General features: G+C 70.2%; 15 protein-coding genes. 9 read left to right on the top strand and 6 right to left on the bottom strand.

The window, feature by feature from the left end:
- Positions 1–2: 2 nt before the first annotated feature.
- The 4 genes from PFX98_RS22155 to PFX98_RS22140 are packed head-to-tail and all read left to right on the top strand — an operon-like array spanning position 3 to position 3,931.
- Positions 3–653 (top strand): DUF1330 domain-containing protein, encoded by a 651-nt coding sequence (locus tag PFX98_RS22155; RefSeq protein ID WP_285232645.1) that lies wholly within the window; start codon positions 3–5, stop codon positions 651–653.
- 12 nt (positions 654–665) lie between these two features.
- On the top strand, positions 666–1,487 hold the full coding sequence (locus tag PFX98_RS22150; RefSeq protein ID WP_285232644.1) for an SDR family NAD(P)-dependent oxidoreductase: 822 nt from the start codon (positions 666–668) through the stop codon (positions 1,485–1,487).
- Positions 1,488–1,506: 19 nt separating this feature from the next.
- Entirely contained in the window at positions 1,507–3,090 is a 1,584-nt protein-coding gene (locus tag PFX98_RS22145; RefSeq protein ID WP_285232642.1) for a methyl-accepting chemotaxis protein, read from the top strand.
- A 22-nt stretch (positions 3,091–3,112) separates the two neighbouring features.
- Positions 3,113–3,931, top strand: coding sequence for an NUDIX hydrolase (locus PFX98_RS22140; protein ID WP_285232641.1), 819 nt, complete (start codon positions 3,113–3,115; stop codon positions 3,929–3,931).
- Here the strand turns inward: PFX98_RS22140 and PFX98_RS22135 are convergent.
- Positions 3,912–4,847, bottom strand: coding sequence for a response regulator (locus tag PFX98_RS22135; RefSeq protein ID WP_285232640.1), 936 nt, complete (start codon positions 4,845–4,847; stop codon positions 3,912–3,914). The two genes, PFX98_RS22140 and PFX98_RS22135, sit on opposite strands and share 20 nt — an antisense overlap.
- Before the next feature lie 269 nt (positions 4,848–5,116).
- On the opposite strand from PFX98_RS22135, the gene PFX98_RS22130 reads away from it, so the two are divergent.
- Positions 5,117–6,256, top strand: a complete 1,140-nt coding sequence (locus tag PFX98_RS22130) for an NAD(P)/FAD-dependent oxidoreductase (RefSeq protein WP_285232639.1) — start codon at positions 5,117–5,119, stop codon at positions 6,254–6,256.
- Here the strand turns inward: PFX98_RS22130 and PFX98_RS22125 are convergent.
- Together PFX98_RS22125 and aat are read right to left on the bottom strand one after the other, a co-directional pair.
- Positions 6,253–6,987 carry an arginyltransferase gene (locus tag PFX98_RS22125; RefSeq protein WP_285232638.1) on the bottom strand — a complete coding sequence of 245 codons (735 nt, stop codon included), beginning with the start codon at positions 6,985–6,987 and terminating at the stop codon, positions 6,253–6,255. The genes PFX98_RS22130 and PFX98_RS22125 overlap by 4 nt on opposite strands.
- Complete coding sequence (gene aat, locus PFX98_RS22120) at positions 6,984–7,775, bottom strand: leucyl/phenylalanyl-tRNA--protein transferase (protein WP_425334634.1); 792 nt, start codon at positions 7,773–7,775, stop codon at positions 6,984–6,986. Before aat ends, PFX98_RS22125 begins: the two co-directional genes overlap by 4 nt.
- Here aat and PFX98_RS22115 point away from each other — a divergent pair.
- The 4 genes from PFX98_RS22115 (at position 7,774) to PFX98_RS22100 (ending at position 11,735) form a co-directional block, all read left to right on the top strand.
- On the top strand, positions 7,774–8,124 hold the full coding sequence (locus PFX98_RS22115; RefSeq protein WP_285232637.1) for an ArsC family reductase: 351 nt from the start codon (positions 7,774–7,776) through the stop codon (positions 8,122–8,124). The genes aat and PFX98_RS22115 overlap by 2 nt on opposite strands.
- A 173-nt stretch (positions 8,125–8,297) precedes the next feature.
- The gene (locus PFX98_RS22110; RefSeq protein ID WP_285232636.1) at positions 8,298–9,500 is read left to right on the top strand and encodes an ammonium transporter; all 1,203 of its coding nucleotides are present in this window, start codon (positions 8,298–8,300) and stop codon (positions 9,498–9,500) included.
- A gap of 33 nt (positions 9,501–9,533) precedes the next feature.
- Entirely contained in the window at positions 9,534–10,250 is a 717-nt protein-coding gene (locus PFX98_RS22105; RefSeq protein ID WP_285232635.1) for a riboflavin synthase subunit alpha, read from the top strand.
- A 93-nt stretch (positions 10,251–10,343) separates the two neighbouring features.
- Entirely contained in the window at positions 10,344–11,735 is a 1,392-nt protein-coding gene (locus tag PFX98_RS22100) for a methyl-accepting chemotaxis protein (RefSeq protein WP_285232634.1), read from the top strand.
- A 9-nt stretch (positions 11,736–11,744) separates the two neighbouring features.
- Here PFX98_RS22100 and PFX98_RS22095 read toward each other — a convergent pair whose 3' ends face one another.
- The 3 genes from PFX98_RS22095 to PFX98_RS22085 all read right to left on the bottom strand — a co-directional run bounded on the left by PFX98_RS22095 (position 11,745) and on the right by PFX98_RS22085 (position 16,160).
- Complete coding sequence (locus PFX98_RS22095) at positions 11,745–12,656, bottom strand: hypothetical protein (RefSeq protein WP_285232633.1); 912 nt, start codon at positions 12,654–12,656, stop codon at positions 11,745–11,747.
- A gap of 102 nt (positions 12,657–12,758) precedes the next feature.
- On the bottom strand, positions 12,759–15,515 hold the full coding sequence (acnA, locus tag PFX98_RS22090; RefSeq protein ID WP_285232632.1) for an aconitate hydratase AcnA: 2,757 nt from the start codon (positions 15,513–15,515) through the stop codon (positions 12,759–12,761).
- A gap of 33 nt (positions 15,516–15,548) precedes the next feature.
- Positions 15,549–16,160 carry a DUF4337 domain-containing protein gene (locus tag PFX98_RS22085; RefSeq protein WP_285232631.1) on the bottom strand — a complete coding sequence of 204 codons (612 nt, stop codon included), beginning with the start codon at positions 16,158–16,160 and terminating at the stop codon, positions 15,549–15,551.
- Positions 16,161–16,163 lie beyond the last annotated feature (3 nt).

Genomic DNA, 16,163 nt, shown 5'->3' with positions numbered 1-16,163 from the left:
CCATGCTGAGTAAACGCTACCGCTTCGAACTGATCCTGGCCCTGGTCTTCGCCCTGCTGTGGGGTGGGGTCTGGCTCTGGCAGAACCCGCACCGCCCGATCAAGCCCGCCGAGGCCGAGCAGTTCCTGGCCGAGACCGAGAAGCTGCCGTTCCCGCCCGAGGAGCGCGCCGAGATGCGCCAGGCCCTGCGCGCCTGGATGGCGGCCGACGACGGCCAGCCCGTCTACATGCTCAACCTGATGCGCTTCTATCCGGAGCTGCGCCGCTACCAGGGTTCGCTGGCGGCCAACCAGCTCAGCCCGGCGCAGAGCAACACGCATTACGAGGACATCGTGATCCCGATGCTGTTCAAGCTCGGCGGCTACCCGCTCTACGCCGGCCAGACCCAGGGCAAGAACCTGCTGGTGCACGAGGCCGGGCTGGACGACTGGAGCCGCGTGCTGGTGGTGCGCTACCCGAGCCGCCGCGCCTTCATGGAGCTGGTGACCGACCCGGCCTACCGCGAGGTCGCTCCCTACAAGCTGATGGCGCTGAAGGTGGTGCTGACGCCCACCGGCTTCGAGCTGGCGATCCCCGAGCTGAGCTGGCTGCTGGCCGCGCTGCTGAGCATCGTCTGGCTGCTGCTGGCCTGGCGCCGCGCGCTGCGGGCCTGAGGCGCAGCCGCCATGTTCCAACAGCAAGTGGTGGTGATCACCGGCGGCTCCAGCGGCCTCGGCCCGGCGCTGGCGCGGCGCTTCCTGGCCGCCGGCGCCCGGCTGGCCCTGCTGGCGCGCGATGCGCAGAAGCTGGCCCGCGTGCGCGCCGAGCTGCTGGCGGGCGCGCCGCCCGGGGCCCGCGTCGAGACCCTGGTCTGCGATGTCTGCGACGAGGCGGCCTGCCGCCTCGCCATGCAGGCGATTGCCGCCAGCCTGGGCAGGCCCGATGTGCTGGTCAATTCGGCCGGCATCGTCGCCGAGGGCTATTTCCAGCAATCGGACATGGCGACGCAGCGCCGCATCTTCGAGACCAATTACTTCGGCGCCGTCAACATCACGCTGGCGGCCATGCCCTTCTTCAGCGCCAGGGGCAGCGGGCGCATCGTCAACATCGCCTCGCTGGCCGGGCGCCTGCCCACCTTCGGCCTGACGGCCTACGGCCCGTCCAAGTTCGCCCTGGTGGGCTTCAGCGAAGCGCTGCGCCTGGAGCTCAAGCCGCGCGGCGTGCGCGTGCAGCTGGCCTGCCCGGGCGAGTTCCTCACCCCCATGGCCCTGGCCCTCGAGGCCACGCGCACGCCGGAGAACCGGCAGATGAACCAGGCGGTGCCGGTGCTCTCGCTGGACGCGGTGGCCGATGGCGTGTTTGCCGGCATCGCCGCGAACCGTTTCATGATCGTGCCGGGCCGCATCGCGCGCGCGCTGGATGCCCTGCACCGGCTGGCGCCCGGCCTGCTGCGCTGGCTGCTGGACCTGCGCTTGCGGCAGGTCTATATCGGGCCGCGGCAGCCCTAGCTCACTGGAACCCTCCTCCATGCTCAGACATTTTTCCTTGCCCTCGCTGCGCTCGTTCCGCCTGCCGGCCTGGCGGCTTTCGGGGCGGCTGGCCGGCGGCTTCGGCCTGGTGCTGGCCCTGCTGCTGCTGACCATGGCCGCGGGCCTGCTGGGCATGCAGCGCATGAGCCAGCAGACGCGCGAGATCGTCGAGGTGTCGGGCCGGCGCGCCGATGTGGCGCAGGCGATGATGGCGGCGGCCAACGACACGGCGGTGGCGCTGTACGGCTTTCTGCTGGTGAGCGACGAGGAGGATGCCAAGCAGCAGACGGCCCTGTTCGAGGCCGCCCTGGCGCGCTACGAGCAGGCCGCCGCGGCGCTCAAGCCGCTGATCGGCGAGGCACCCGACGCCGCCACCGCCCAGCTGCTGCAGGCGCTGGAGGAGGCCGGCTCGCCGGCCCGCACGATGGCGCGCAATGTGGTGCGCATGGCGGGCATGGGCGGCAACGCCAGCGCTGCCTTCAATGCCATGAACCCGCGCGTCGTGATCGACGAATGGCGCGCCGCCATCGTCAAGCTGCTGGCCCATGAGGCCGAGGCCGCGGCGGCCAGCGCGGCCGGCGCCCAATCCAGCTACGAGACCGCCCGCGGCGCGCTGGCGCTGACCACCCTGCTGGGCCTGCTGGTGGGCGGCGTGGCGGCCTGGCTGATCCTGCGCAGCGTTGCCGGCCCCTTGAAGCAGGCGATCGGCGAGGCGCAACGCATGGCCACCGGCGACCTCAGCCGCGCCATCGACGGCAGCCGGCGCGACGAGACCGGCGAGCTGCTGGCCGCGCTGGCCGCGATGCAGGATCAGTTGCGCGGCCTGGTCGGCACGATACGCAGCTCCACCGACAGCATTGCGCACGCCAGCGCCGAGATCGCGCATGGCAATCTGGACCTGAGCCAGCGCACCGAGCGCACCGCGGGCGAGTTGCAGCGCGCCGCCGGCGCCACCGGCGCCCTCAGCCAGACGGTGCGCGGCGCCACCGCCGCGGCCGGCCAGGCCGATGCGTTGGCGCGTCAGGCCGAGCAGGTGGCCCAGCGCGGCGGCCGCGCGGTCGGCGAGGTGGTGCAGACCATGGGCGAGATCGATCGCAGCGCGCGCCAGATCGGCGACATCATCGGCGTGATCGACTCGATCGCCTTCCAGACCAATATCCTGGCGCTCAACGCCGCGGTGGAAGCGGCGCGCGCCGGCGAGCAGGGGCGCGGTTTTGCCGTGGTGGCCGCCGAGGTGCGGGCACTGGCGCAGCGCTCGGCCGATGCCGCCAAGCAGATCAAGACCCTGATCCAGGGCTCGGGCGAACGCGTCGAGGCCGGTGCGCGCCAGGTGCAGCTGGCCGGCAGCACCATGCAGGACATCGTCGGCAGCGTCGTGCAGCTGGGCGGCGCGCTGCAGGAGGTGACGCGCAGCGGCAGCGCGCAGAACGAGGGCATCGCGCAGCTGGAGGCGATGGTGGCCGAGCTCGACCAGATGACGCAGAGCAACGCGGCCCTGGTGGAGCAGGGCGCCGCCGCGGCCGAGAGCCTCAGCCAGCAGGCCGCCGCACTGGCGCAGACGGTGGCGGTGTTCCGGCTCTAGGCGCCGCGGCGAGAATGCGCCCATGCTGCCCGACCCCGCCCTGCTGCATGCCTGCCTCGCGCGTGCGCGCCAGCCGCTGCCGCAGGGCTGGCTGCGCCTGACGCTGGGCGAGCAGGCGCTGGGCTGGCTGGCGCCCGAGCGCGCCGAGCTGCTGCGGGCGCATTGGCCCCAGCTGCGGCGCGGCCCGCTGGGGCTGAGTTGGCCCGCTGCGGAGGCGGCACCGGCGGTGCGCTCGGCCAGCATCCAGGCGGTGGCCGAGCGCCTCGCCGCCGCCGGCCTGATCAGCGGCTGGCGCAACGAGGCCTATGCCTGCGAAGCGCCCGATGCCGATCCGCTGCATGTGCAGGGGGCCGAGCTGTTCCGCCTGGAGCGCGCCGCCTTCCGCTTCTTCGGCCTGATGAGCCGGGCCGTGCACATCAATGCGCGCTGGCCCGATGGCCGCATGCTGTGCGGGCGCCGCGCCCTCGCCAAGGCCACCGACCCGGGCGCGCTGGACAACCTCGCCGCCGGCGGCCTGCCGGCCGGCGAGGGCTTGCTGGACTGCGCCAGGCGCGAGCTGTGGGAGGAGGCCGGCGTGCCGGCCGCGCTGAGCCGGGCGCTGCGCCCCTGCGGCGCGCTGCGCAGCACGCGTGTCGAGCCCGAGGGCCTGCACGACGAGATCCTGCATGTCTTCGAGCTGCAGCTGCCGGCCGGGTTCTCGCCGCGCAACCAGGACGGCGAGGTGAGCGAGTTCCTGGCGCTGGACGCCGCCGAGCTGCAGGCGCGACTGGCCGCCGGCGAGTTCAGTCCCGACGCGGCCAGCGTGATTGCCTACGGATTGCTCAGACCAGCAGGAAGCTGAGCCGGCCCTCGCCGGCGCCGGGCACTTGCAGCACCAGGTCGGTCCGGCCGCTGTTCTGCAGCAGCAGGCTGGCGAGCTTGTCGAAGGGCTGGGCGGTCAGGCGCGCGGCGCTCATGCTGGGTTGGTCGGTGACGCTGCGCTTGCGCAGCACCGGCGCCGCGGCGCGCATGAAGCGCGAGGCATGCTCGACCATCTTGGCGCTGGGCTGGCTCTGCGCCATCGCCAGCTGGATCTCGGCCGCGCTGCAGCCCGCGGCCAGGCCGCCGATCAGGCAGCAGCTTTGCAGGTCCAGCACGCCCAGGGCGTAGACGCCGCTGCGACCGGTGCTGCTGTAGAGCGCGATCAGCTGCGGCAGCTGGCGCGGTGCGGCGTCGGCCAGCTCGTTGCGGCGCAGGTCGAAGCCGCGCGTGCCCAGGTGCGCGAACAGCTGCTGCTGCATCTGTGCGATCGACTCGAGGGCGGCGGGGCCCTTCCTGGCCTCGGCATCGGCGGGGCGGCCGGCCTGCGCGCTCTTGCGCGCCTGCTGCAGGGTCTTGCCCACGGCCTCGCGCAGGGCCAGGTCCTTGAAGGGCTTGTTGAGCACGAAGGCCGCGCCATTGCTGCGCGCCTCGATCAGGCGCTCGTCATTGGTCTCGGTGGTCACGAAGCCCACCGCCACCTCGGTATGGCCGGTCTGGCGCAGCGCCTGCAGCATCTCGATGCCCGAGACGCCGGGCATATGCCAGTCGGACAGCACCAGATCGGGCCGGAAGCTGTCGACCTTGTCGAGCGCATCGGCGCCGTCGTCGGCGGTAAGGAATTGCAGGGGGCCGAGCTCGGACGTTTCCAGCACCTGGCGGATGATGGCCTGGATGGCCCGGCTGTCGTCGACGATCAGTACGCGGCGCGCGTCGCTCGCGGGAATGCTCAGTGACATGGGAACTCCTGCTCCTTGATGGCAGCATGGTCGAGGCGGCGGGTTGCGCGGCCGTCGTGGACTCCCTGGACCTCACTGGCAGGCTGGTGGGCCGGCGTGGATCGTTGTTTTGTTCGGCGTACTGCTTGTTCTCGCTGGATCGGGAGTGTCTTGTGCGCGGAGCGCCCCGATGTTGGGAAAAGCCCTTGCTTGGGCGCGCATTTCGACGCCGGCGTGACTTTGTATGCATTTGTGACTCGCGTCCGTGGTCCCTTGGTGACAATGGCGCCATGGAACAAGTCGATGCCGTGGTGGTGGGTGCCGGTGTGGTGGGTCTGGCGGTGGCGCGCGCGCTCGCCCGGCAGGGGCTGGAAACCCTGGTGCTGGAGCGCGAGACCGCGATCGGCCAGGGCGTGAGTTCGCGCAACAGCGAGGTCATCCATGCCGGGCTGTACTACCCGCCGGGTTCGCTCAAGGCCAGGCTTTGCGTGCGCGGCAAGCGGCTGCTCTACGAGTTCTGCGCCAGCCACCAGGTGGCGCACCAGCGCTGCGGCAAGCTGGTGGTGGCCACCGATGCGGGGCAACTGGCCGGGCTGCACGCCCTGCAGGCCAAGGCCGCGGCGAACGGCGTGCACGATCTGCAATGGCTTGGCGCCGCCGAGGCGCGGGCCCTCGAGCCGCAGCTGCGCTGCGAGGCGGCGCTGCTCTCGCCCTCCACCGGCATCGTCGACAGCCATGGCCTGATGCTGGCCTTGCAGGGCGAGCTGGAGCGCCATGGCGGCGCCGTGGGCCTGGCCTCCGAGGTGCGGGCGATCGCCCCGGCCGCGCAGGGTCAGGTCTTGAGCGTGGCGATGCCCGAGGGCGAGCAGATGGCCCTGCAGGCCCGCCTGGTGGTGAATGCCGCCGGGCTCTGGGCGCCCTGGCTGGCGGCGCGTACAACAGGCTTGGCCGGCTTGGGCACCCAGCCGACCGCGCATTACAGCAAGGGCTGCTATTTCAGCCTGCAGGGCCGGGCGCCGTTCGCGCGCCTGGTCTATCCGCTGCCGCAGGATGCCTGGCTGGGTGTGCACCTCACGCTGGACCTGGGCGGGCAGGCCCGCTTCGGCCCGGATGCGCAGTGGCTGGAGGGCGTGGCGACGCCGGATCAGCTGGACTATGCGGTGGCGCCGGAGCGCGCCGATGGCTTCTACGCCGATGTGCGGCGCTACTGGCCGGGCCTGCCGGACGGGGCGCTGCAGCCCGCCTACAGCGGCGTGCGGCCCAAGATCCATGGCCCGGGCGAGCCGGCGCCGGACTTTCGCATCGACGGCCCGGCCCAGCATGGCGTGGCCGGCCTGGTGAACCTGCTGGGCATCGAATCGCCGGGGCTGACGAGCGCGCTGGCGATCGCCGAGGAGGTGCTGCTGCGCCTGGGTTTGGCTGAACGCTAGTCGCGCTGCTGCCACTGCCCGTCGATGAGCAGCTGGTGCGGCCTGAACTTGCTCTTGTAGGCCATCTTGGGGCTCTCGGCGATCCAGTAGCCCAGGTAGAGGTGGGATAGGCGCAACTGGCGCGCCTGCTCGATCTGCCACAGCACATTGAAGCTGCCGTAGCTCTTGCCCTCCTCGGGCTCGTAGAAGGTGTATACGGCCGAGAGCCCGTCGGCCAGGATGTCCAGGATCGACACCATCTTCAGCAGGTTCGAGCCATCGGGCTGCAATTCGCGGAACTCCACCAGGCGCGAGTTGATGCGGCTTTGCAGCAGGAACTGGGTGTACTGGTCGACGCTGTCGTGGTCCATGCCGCCGCCGCTGTGGCGGCCGGCCTGGTAGCGCAGATAGAGCTGGTAATGCTCCTCGCTATAGCCCAGGCGCATCACGCGCGCCTGCAGCTGCTCATGCTGCTTCCAGGCGCGGCGCTGGCTGCGCGTGGGCGTGAACGCCGCCACCGGGATGCGCATCGCCACACAGGCCTTGCAGCCGTCGCAATAGGGCCGGTAGGTGAACATGCCGCTGCGGCGAAAGCCCGCCGCCACCAGGCCCGAATAGGCGTCCGCATGGATCAGATGGCTGGGCGTGGCCACCTGCGAGCGTGCCTGCCGGTCCGGCAGGTAGCTGCAGGGGTAGGGCGCCGTGGCATAAAACTGCAGCTCGGCCAGCGGAAGTTCTTTGGGATGCGTCACGAATGTGGCGTGGGCTCGGGTTCGGAAGGCCCCAGCAGGGCCCACAGGTGTGGATGATAGGTCCAATCGTCGGGGGCGGGCTCGCCCACCACCCGCGCCAGATGCGCCTCGAAGGCCGCGCGCGGTACTTCTGCCGCACCCAGCGAGGCAAGGTGGCGGGTGTTCTGCTGGCAGTCGATCCAGCTGATGCCATGCTGGCGGCACAGGCACACCAGCGCGGCCAGCGCGATCTTGGAGGCGTCGCTGCGGCGCATGAACATCGACTCGCCATAGAACATGCGGCCCAGGTTCACGCCGTAGAGGCCGCCCGCCAGCTCGCCGTCCATCCAGGTCTCGACGCTGTGCACCGTGCCCTCGGCGGCCAGGCGCGCATAGGCGGCCTGCATCTCGGGCAGGATCCAGGTGCCGGACTGGCCCTCGCGCGGCGTGCCGGCGCAGGCGCGCAGCACCTCGGGCGTGGCGCTGTCCACGCGGATCTCGCAGCCCGGCGTGGCGCGGAAACGCGCGATCGTCTTGCGCAGCGAGCGCGAGAGCTTGAAGTTGCGGGTCTGCAGCACCATGCGCGGGTCGGTGCTCCACCACAGGATGGGCTGGCCCTCGGAATACCAGGGGAAGATGCCGCGTGCGTAGGCGGCGCGCAGGCGCGCGGGGCTGAGGTCGCCGCCGGCGGCCAGCAGGCCGGGGGCATCGGAGTCCGGCCCCAGCGCCAGGCTGGTGGGCGGGAAGAAGGCCGGGTCGCGGTCATCAAGCCAGGGAATCATCGGCTTCATGGTAGCGTGCTCGACCATGACGACGATTCTTTACGGCATACCCAACTGCGACACCGTCAAGCGCGCGCGTGCCTGGCTGGATGAGCAAGGCCTGGACTACCAGTTCCACGACTTCAAGAAGGCCGGCGTGCCCGCCGCCGAGCTGGCGCGCTGGCAGCGCGAGCTGGGCTGGGAGAAGGTGCTGAACCGCGCCGGCACCAGCTGGCGCAAGCTCGACGAGGCCAGCAAGGCCGCGGTGGTGGACGCCGCCAGCGCCGCCGCGCTGATCCAGACCCAGCCCAGCCTGGTCAAGCGCCCGGTGGTGCAATGGGCCGACGGCCGCCTGAGCCTGGGTTTCTCGCCCGAGCTGTTCGCCAGCCATCGTTGACGCCGGCACCGACGTGGTGCGAAACAGCACCACGACAGTGCCACAAGCTCGACGCTGGTGCGCGATACGGCCGCAGGCCATGCCCCAGTCTGGGCATCATTCTTGCTGAATTGGTGCAAAGGAAAACCCAAGCCGGTGCGCCGGCAGGCACGACCAGCAGCAAGGACGAGGCAATGGAGAACTTCAAGCAGGGCGCGGATGCGCTCTTTATTTTGCTCGGCGCCATCATGGTGCTGGCCATGCACGCCGGTTTCGCCTTTCTGGAGCTGGGCACGGTGCGCAAGAAGAACCAGGTGAATGCCCTGGTGAAGATCCTGGTGGACTTCGCGGTCTCCACGGTGGCCTATTTCCTGGTTGGGTACACGGTCGCCTATGGCACGCATTTCTTCACCGGCGCCGAGGCCCTGGCGGCCAAGAACGGCTACGAGCTGGTGAAGTTCTTCTTCCTCTTGACCTTTGCCGCGGCGATTCCCGCCATCGTCTCCGGCGGCATCGCCGAGCGCGCCCGCTTCGGCCCGCAGCTGATGGCCACCGCGGTGATCGTGGGCCTGATCTACCCGCTCTTCGAGGGCGTGGCCTGGAACCAGGCCTTCGGCTTCCAGGCCTGGCTCAAGGCCAGCATGGGCGCCGAGTTCCATGACTTCGCCGGTTCGGTGGTGGTGCATGCGGTGGGCGGCTGGATCGGCCTTGCGGCGGTGCTGCTGCTGGGCCCGCGCTACAACCGCTACCGCAAGGACGGCGCCATCAGCGCCCACCCGCCCTCCAGCATCCCCTTTCTGGCCCTGGGCGCCTGGGTGCTGGCGGTGGGCTGGTTCGGCTTCAATGTGATGAGCGCCCAGACCCTGGACAAGCTCAGCGGCCTGGTGGCGGTGAACTCGCTGATGGCGATGGTGGGCGGCACGCTGGCGGCGGTGCTGCTGGGCCGCAACGACCCCGGCTTTGCCTACAACGGCCCGCTCGCCGGCCTGGTGGCGGTGTGCGCCGGCTCCGACCTGATGCACCCGATCGGCGCCCTGGTGGTGGGCGGCGTGGCCGGCGCCATCTTCGTGAGCCTGTTCACCCTCACACAGAACCGCTGGAAGATCGACGACGTGCTGGGCGTCTGGCCCCTGCACGGCCTGTGCGGCGCCTGGGGTGGCATCGCCTGCGGCATCTTCGGCCAGCAGGTGCTGGGCGGCATCGGCGGCGTGAGCTTCTGGTCGCAGCTGCTGGGCACCCTGGCCGGCGTGAGCTGGGCGCTGGCCGGCGGTTTCGCCGTCTACGGCCTGCTGCGCCAGCTGACGGGCCTGCGCCTGAGCCAGGAAGAGGAGTTCGACGGTGCCGACCTCAGCATCCACAAGATCGGCTCGACGCCGGATCGCGAGGTCAGCTGGTAAGCTGCCGGCCTTGTCATCCAAGGCAGTTGCTCCATGTTCACAGGCATCGTCCAGGGCGTCGCCAGCGTCGCCGCCATCACCGACCGGCCCGGTCTGCGCAGCTTTACGCTGCAGTTCCCGCCCGGTTTCTGTGCCGGCCTGGAGATCGGTGCCAGCGTCGCCTGCGACGGCGTCTGCCTGACCGTCACCGCGCTGCACGCGGGTGCGGAGCGCGCCGACTTCGACGTCATGCAGCAAAGCCTGGCCCTCACCAGCCTGGCCGGCCTGCAGCAGGGCAGCCGGCTGAACGTGGAGCGCGCCGCCCGTGACGGCGCCGAGATCGGCGGCCACCCGCTCTCCGGCCATGTCGACTTCATGGGCGAGATCGCCGAGATCCGCCGCCCCGAGAACAACCATGTGCTGCGCATCGCGGTGCCGGCGCGCTGGATGCGCTACATCTTCGCCAAGGGCTATATCGCCATCAACGGCGCCAGCCTGACGGTGGCCGAGGCCCATCGCGAGCCCGGCCAACCCGGCTGGTTCGAGGTCTGGCTGATCCCCGAGACCCTGCGCATGACCACCTTTGGCGAGAAGGGCGTGGGGTCAGGTCTGAACATCGAGATCGAGCGCCAGACCCAGGTCTTCGTGGACACCGTGCGCGAGGCCATCGAGGAGCGCCTGGGCCCGCTGCTGCCGGCGCTGGAGCAGTTGCTGGCGCAGCAGGGCCAGAGCCTGCTGGACATGGCGCCGCCGCGCGCGGAGAAGCGCTGAATAAGGGCCCTGTTTTGTGCGGCAGCCCCGGCCGCGGCATGCTAGCCTGGGCGGAGTCAGGATGTCCTGACGTCCGCGAGGAAGGGCCGAACCATGCGATTGAGCGTCAGACACCGATTGATGCTGGGCTTTGGCGTGATGCTGCTTCTGCTGGCCGTGGTGGCCGGGGTGGGGCAGCAACAGCTGGCCAATATCCAGCACTTCAACACCGAGCTGGACGAGCGCGCCTTCCGGCTCGCGCTGGCCTCCGACTGGGCCACCCAGGTCAAGATCGCGGTGGCCAGCAAGGCGCCGGTGCCAGGTCTTGAGATCGAGCCGGTGAAGAAGCTCGGCACGCTGACGCAGGCGGAGGCCGAGAAGCGCGCGCTGAGCGCGGCGCTGAGTTCCCATACCGGCAGCCCGGAGGCGCACCGTGATGCGGTGGACCAGCTGGCGGGCAAGCTGGTGGCGCTGCAGATCGCCGACAGCGGCCAGCTGCAGGCGGCGCTGACGCGTGCCGTCACGCTCAACTGGACCGTGCTGGCGCTGGGCGCCGTGCTGGGCATCGTGATCGCGATCCGGCTTTCCAACGGCATCCTGCGGCCGATCGCACGCGCCGGCCTGGTGGCCGAACGCATTGCCTCGGGCGACCTCTCCAGCAGCATCGACGGCCAGGCCCACGACGAGGTGGGCGCGCTGCTGGTCTCGCTGGGCCGCATGCAGGACAACCTGGCGGGGCTGGTGGCGAATGTGCGCCAGGGCTCCGAGGGCGTGGCCACCGCCTCGGCCGAAATCGCCCAGGGCAATCACGACCTGTCGGCGCGCACCGAGCAGCAGGCCAGCTCGCTGGAGCAGACGGCCTCCAGCATGGAGGAGCTGGGCTCCACCGTGAAGCAGAACGCCGACAGCGCGCGCCAGGCCAACCAGCTGGCGCTGAACGCCTCCACGGTGGCCGAGCAGGGCGGCGCGGTGGTGGGCGAGGTGGTCGAGACCATGAAGGACATCAATGAGTCCTCGCGCAAGATCGCCGACATCATCGGCGTGATCGACGGCATCGCCTTCCAGACCAATATCCTGGCGCTGAACGCGGCGGTGGAAGCCGCGCGCGCCGGCGAGCAGGGCCGCGGCTTTGCGGTGGTGGCTTCTGAGGTGCGCTCGCTGGCGGGGCGCTCGGCCGACGCCGCCAAGGAAATCAAGAGCCTGATCGGCGCCAGCGTCGAGCGCGTCGAGCGCGGCAGCGCCCTGGTCGACCGCGCCGGCAGCACCATGCACGAGGTGGTGACGGCGATCAAGCGCGTCACCGACATCATGGGCGAGATCAGCGCCGCCAGCATCGAACAGTCGAACGGCGTCTCGCAGGTGGGCGAGGCGGTCAACCACATGGATCACGCCACCCAGCAGAACGCCGCGCTGGTCGAGCAGATGGCCGCCGCCGCCAGCAGCCTGAAGGCGCAGGCCGAGGAGCTGGTGCGCGTGGTGGCGGTGTTCAAGATCCGGCGCGGCTGAGCGCGGGCCCTAATCGATGGCCCGGCGCCGCAGCGCCTCGGGCAGCTGCTCGTAGTAGGCGGCGATGCGCGCGCCGTAGCGTGCGCGCGCCTGCGGGCTCAATTCAAGGTCGAAGCTGGCCTTCAGCGCTTGCACGCCGGCCGGCGTGGCCAGCAGGGCGGCGAGGCGCCGCACCACCCTGGCGCCCCAGGGCGTGCGTGGGCAGGCGATGCCCGAGACCAGCATCTCGTCGTGGCCCATCAGCGGCACCGGGGTCAGGTCTTGCAGCGCCGGCATCATGGCCTTGCGCTGCTGCAGCGCGAAGTCGTAGTCGATGATGTAGTCGACCCTGCCCAGCAGCATCATCTCCAGCAGGCGGTGGCCGAAATCGGCCGGCGTATAGCTCTTCGGTTGGCTGCTGCCGGCTCGTTGGGCCAGCAGCTGATCGAGCGCCGGGCCGTAGCTGCGCCCCTCGACGACGGCGCCCTGCAGCTCGGTGCGGCGCAGCAGGCGCCAGATGTCGACCTCGCCGGCGGCATTGCGCGGCAGCCGTGGCAGGGTGGCGGCGCGCACGATCAGCTGCAGCGGCGGCACCAGATGGGTGTCGACGAAATAGGCCATGGCTTCGCGCTCGGGCGTGTGCAGCGCCATCAGGTGGCAGGCATTCTCGCCGGCGCGCAGCATGCCCCAGCTGCGCTTGGCGTTGGCGATCACGAGCCGGTGCCGGGCCGCGCCGCCCCAGCTGCTGCTGAGGTGCTCGAACAGCGGCCCCACCACGGTCCGTTCCTGCCCCGGATTGCCGGCGCCCATCGACACGTCGGCGGCCAGCCAGGTCATGGTGGCCTCGGCCCCCGCGTCCTGGGCGCTGGCCCTAAAGGTCAGCAACAGCGGGACGGCCAGAGCCAGCCGGCGACTCGGCATCGGTACGCGGCCGTTGTCCATGATCGAGCCTCCCTGCGCTGGCAACGCCTAGAGCATAGGCGTGGCCGGCGCGGCGGGCAAATTTCCTAGCGCCTAGATTACCGGCGCGCTGCCGGGCACAGTTCAGCCGGCCAGCAAGGCCCGCAGCACATAGGGCAGGATGCCGCCATGCTGGTAATAGGCCACCTCGATGGGGGTGTCGATGCGCAGCAGCAGGGCATGCTCGCGGCGCTGGCCACCGCCGGCAGGGTGTATGACCAGCCGGGCCCGGCGCTGCGGCGCCAGCGCGCCGTCTATCTCGATGTCGATCAGCTCGTCGCCGCGCAGGCCCAGCGTCTCCCAGCTCTCGCCGGGCATGAACTGCAGCGGCAGCACCCCCATGCCGACCAGGTTGGAGCGGTGGATGCGCTCGAAGCTCTTGGCCACCACCGCCTTGATGCCCAGCAGCTGGGTGCCCTTGGCGGCCCAGTCGCGGCTGGAGCCGGTGCCGTATTCCTCGCCGGCAAAGATCACCGTGGGCGTGCCGGCGGCCTGGTAGCGCATCGCGGCGTCGTAGATGGCGAGCTTTTCACCCGGTCCGCCGCTCGGTTGGTAGAGCGTCAGGCCGCCTTCCTCGCGGCTGCCGTCGGGCGCCGGCGGGATCATCAGGTTCTTGATGCGCACATTGGCAAAGGTGCCGCGCATCATCACCTCGTGGTGGCCGCGGCGCGAGCCATAACTGTTGAAGTCCACGGGCTTGATGCCCTGGGCCTGCAGATACAGGCCGGCGGGCGAGCTCGCCTTGATGGCGCCGGCGGGCGAGATGTGGTCGGTGGTGATGGAGTCGCCGAACAGCGCCATGATGCGGGCGCCGCGCACGTGCGTGCCGCCGGCCTCGGCCTGGGCGGGCTGCATCTGGAAGCCGGCGAAGAAGGGCGGCTGGGCGATATAGCTGCTGGCCGGCCAGCTGTAGACCTGGCCCGCTACGCCGCTGATCTTCTGCCACAGCTTGCCGGGCTTTCTGGCCACCTGCTCGTAGTTGGCGCGGAAGGCCTTGGGGTCCATGGCATGCTGCATGAGCGCTTGGATCTCCTCGCTGCTGGGCCAGATGTCGCCGAGGTAGACGTCGCGGCCGTTCTTGCCCTTGCCCACCGGTTGCGTCATCAGATCGACCCGCACATTGCCGGCCAGCGCATAGGCCACCACCAGCGGCGGCGAGGCCAGGAAGTTGGCCTTCAAATTGGGGTGGATGCGCGCTTCGAAATTGCGGTTGCCCGAGAGCACGGCGGCGCAGATCAGCTGCTGGCTCGTGATGGCCTCGTTGATCTCGGCCGTGAGGTCGCCGGCATTGCCGATGCAGGTGGTGCAGCCATAGGCGGCCACGTTGAAGCCGAGCTTCTCCAGATAGGGCAGCAGCTTGGCGCGCTCCAGGTACTCGGTGACGATGCGCGAGCCCGGTGCCAGCGAGGTCTTGATGTGCGGCGCCACGCGCAGGCCCGCCTGCACCGCCTTCTTGGCCAGCAGGCCGGCGGCCAGCAGCACGCTGGGGTTGGAGGTGTTGGTGCAGGAGGTGATGGCGGCGATCAGCACATCGCCATTGCCGATCGAAAGCCCGCTGGGCGTGCTGACGCGCGCATCCAGCGTCTCGGCCGGGCGGTTGAAGCCGTTGGCCGCGGCGCCCTGGCTGTAGAGCGCGGCGAACTGGCTGGCCAGGTGGGTGATCTCGATGCGGTCCTGCGGCCGCTTGGGGCCGGCCAGGGAGGGCGTGACGCTGCCCAGGTCCAGGCTCACGGTGTGCGAGTAGGCGATCTCGCCCGCGGCCTGGTCGGCGCCGGGCGCGCCGGGGATGCCGAACATCTGCTGGGCGCGGAAATAGGCCTCCAGCGCGGCGATCTCGCTCTTGGTGCGGCCGGTGCCGCGGAAGTAGTCCAGCGTGCGCTCGTCCACCGGGAAGAAGCCCATGGTGGCGCCGTACTCGGGCGCCATGTTGGCGATGGTGGCGCGGTCGGGCACCGAGAGGCTGGCGGTGCCGGGGCCGAAGAACTCGACGAATTTGCCCACCACCTTCTCGCGCCGCAGCAGCTCGGTGACGGTGAGCACCAGGTCGGTGGCGGTGACGCCCTCGCGCAGCCGGCCCTTGAGCTCGAAGCCCACCACATCCGGCGTCAGGAAATAGACCGGCTGGCCCAGCATGCCGGCCTCGGCCTCGATGCCGCCCACGCCCCAGCCCACCACGCCGATGCCGTTGATCATGGTGGTGTGGCTGTCGGTGCCCACCAGCGAGTCGGGGTAGTAGAGCTTCTCGCCCTTTTTGCCGCTCTTGTGCACGCCGCGCGCCAGGTACTCCAGGTTCACCTGGTGCACGATGCCAAAGCCCGGCGGCACGACGCGGAAGGTGTCGAAGGCCTGCATGCCCCACTTCATGAATTCGTAGCGCTCGCGGTTGCGCTCGAACTCCAGCTTCATGTTCAGGTCCAGCGCCTGCTTGCTGCCGTAGTGGTCGATCATCACCGAGTGGTCCACCACCAGGTCCACCGGCACCAGGGGTTCGATGGTCTTGGGGTTCTTGCCGGCCGCGGCCGCCACATTGCGCATCGCCGCCAGATCGGCCAGCAGGGGCACGCCGGTGAAATCCTGCAGCACCACGCGCGCCACCACGAAGGGGATCTCGTCATTGCGCGGCGCGTTTGGCGCCCAGTTGGCCAGCTGGGCCACATGCTCGGGCAGCACGCGCTGGCCATCGCAGTTGCGCAGCACCGACTCCAGCACGATGCGCAGCGAGATCGGCAGGCGCTGGATGTTGGGGAACTGCCGGGCCAGCGCCGGCAGCGAGTAGAACTGGCCGCTCTTGCCCGCGGGCGTGCTGAAGCTGGCAAGGGTCTGGGCGTAGGGATGCGACATGCGAGGCTCCTGGTGAACGGGTGATTGTGCGCGTCAGGACAAGAGGGCGATCAGGCTGCTCGGGTGCAGGGCCCAGCCGGCCAGCCCTGCCAGGCCCATCAGCACGCCGAAGAAGGAGGGCAGCAGCGCGGCCCAGTAAAGGCGCTGGCTTTGCGTCAGCGCGGTCACCGCCAGCATCGCCACCGCGATCGCCAGCAGGGCGTCGCTGAGGTCGAACTGGTCGTCGCGGTAGTTGAGGGCGTCGTAGTTGCGCTGGTCCTGCTCGGCCTGGGCGCGCAGTTCGTCCTTCTTCTTGGCCTGGTCGGCGGCGAGGGTGCGGTACTTGGCGAGTGCGCTGGCATAGCCGGCCAGGGCCTCGGGCTTGGCGCTCAGCTGCGCCAGCTCCAGCTGCACCACGCTGGCCTCGGCCACCTCCTGGCGGATATTGCGCGCCTGGTAATAGGCCCAGTGGTCCAGCTTGTCGGCCTGGGCCTGCTGCATGGCCTGCACGATGTTGTCATCCTTGACCTTGCAGATGCCCATGAAGGTGGCCAGCAGCGCCACCGTGATGGCCACCGCGGCGTTCAGGCGCGAGGGGCGCTCGGCCGCGGTGGGCGCGGCGGCCTGCTGCGCGGTTTCAACAAGGTCTTTGGGGTCGATGTCCATGCG

Origin of the sequence: Paucibacter sediminis, assembly GCF_030254645.1 — a bacterium.
In the GTDB taxonomy this organism is placed as follows: domain Bacteria; phylum Pseudomonadota; class Gammaproteobacteria; order Burkholderiales; family Burkholderiaceae_C; genus Paucibacter_B; species Paucibacter_B sediminis.
This window is presented reverse-complemented; position numbering and strand designations above follow the sequence as displayed.

Bases quoted from the DNA above. Each gene is read 5' to 3' on its own strand.
- acnA (WP_285232632.1), bottom strand. From the start codon at position 15,515: ATGTCGCATCCCTACGCCCAGACCCTTGCCAGCTTCAGCACGCCCGCG.
- PFX98_RS22115 (WP_285232637.1), top strand. From the start codon at position 7,774: ATGACGACGATTCTTTACGGCATACCCAACTGCGACACCGTCAAGCGC.
- PFX98_RS22110 (WP_285232636.1), top strand. From the start codon at position 8,298: ATGGAGAACTTCAAGCAGGGCGCGGATGCGCTCTTTATTTTGCTCGGC.
- PFX98_RS22130 (WP_285232639.1), top strand. From the start codon at position 5,117: ATGGAACAAGTCGATGCCGTGGTGGTGGGTGCCGGTGTGGTGGGTCTG.
- PFX98_RS22145 (WP_285232642.1), top strand. From the start codon at position 1,507: ATGCTCAGACATTTTTCCTTGCCCTCGCTGCGCTCGTTCCGCCTGCCG.
- aat (WP_425334634.1), bottom strand. From the start codon at position 7,775: ATGGTCGAGCACGCTACCATGAAGCCGATGATTCCCTGGCTTGATGAC.
- PFX98_RS22150 (WP_285232644.1), top strand. From the start codon at position 666: ATGTTCCAACAGCAAGTGGTGGTGATCACCGGCGGCTCCAGCGGCCTC.
- PFX98_RS22140 (WP_285232641.1), top strand. From the start codon at position 3,113: ATGCTGCCCGACCCCGCCCTGCTGCATGCCTGCCTCGCGCGTGCGCGC.
- PFX98_RS22095 (WP_285232633.1), bottom strand. From the start codon at position 12,656: ATGGACAACGGCCGCGTACCGATGCCGAGTCGCCGGCTGGCTCTGGCC.
- PFX98_RS22100 (WP_285232634.1), top strand. From the start codon at position 10,344: ATGCGATTGAGCGTCAGACACCGATTGATGCTGGGCTTTGGCGTGATG.
- PFX98_RS22085 (WP_285232631.1), bottom strand. From the start codon at position 16,160: ATGGACATCGACCCCAAAGACCTTGTTGAAACCGCGCAGCAGGCCGCC.
- PFX98_RS22105 (WP_285232635.1), top strand. From the start codon at position 9,534: ATGTTCACAGGCATCGTCCAGGGCGTCGCCAGCGTCGCCGCCATCACC.
- PFX98_RS22135 (WP_285232640.1), bottom strand. From the start codon at position 4,847: ATGTCACTGAGCATTCCCGCGAGCGACGCGCGCCGCGTACTGATCGTC.
- PFX98_RS22155 (WP_285232645.1), top strand. From the start codon at position 3: ATGCTGAGTAAACGCTACCGCTTCGAACTGATCCTGGCCCTGGTCTTC.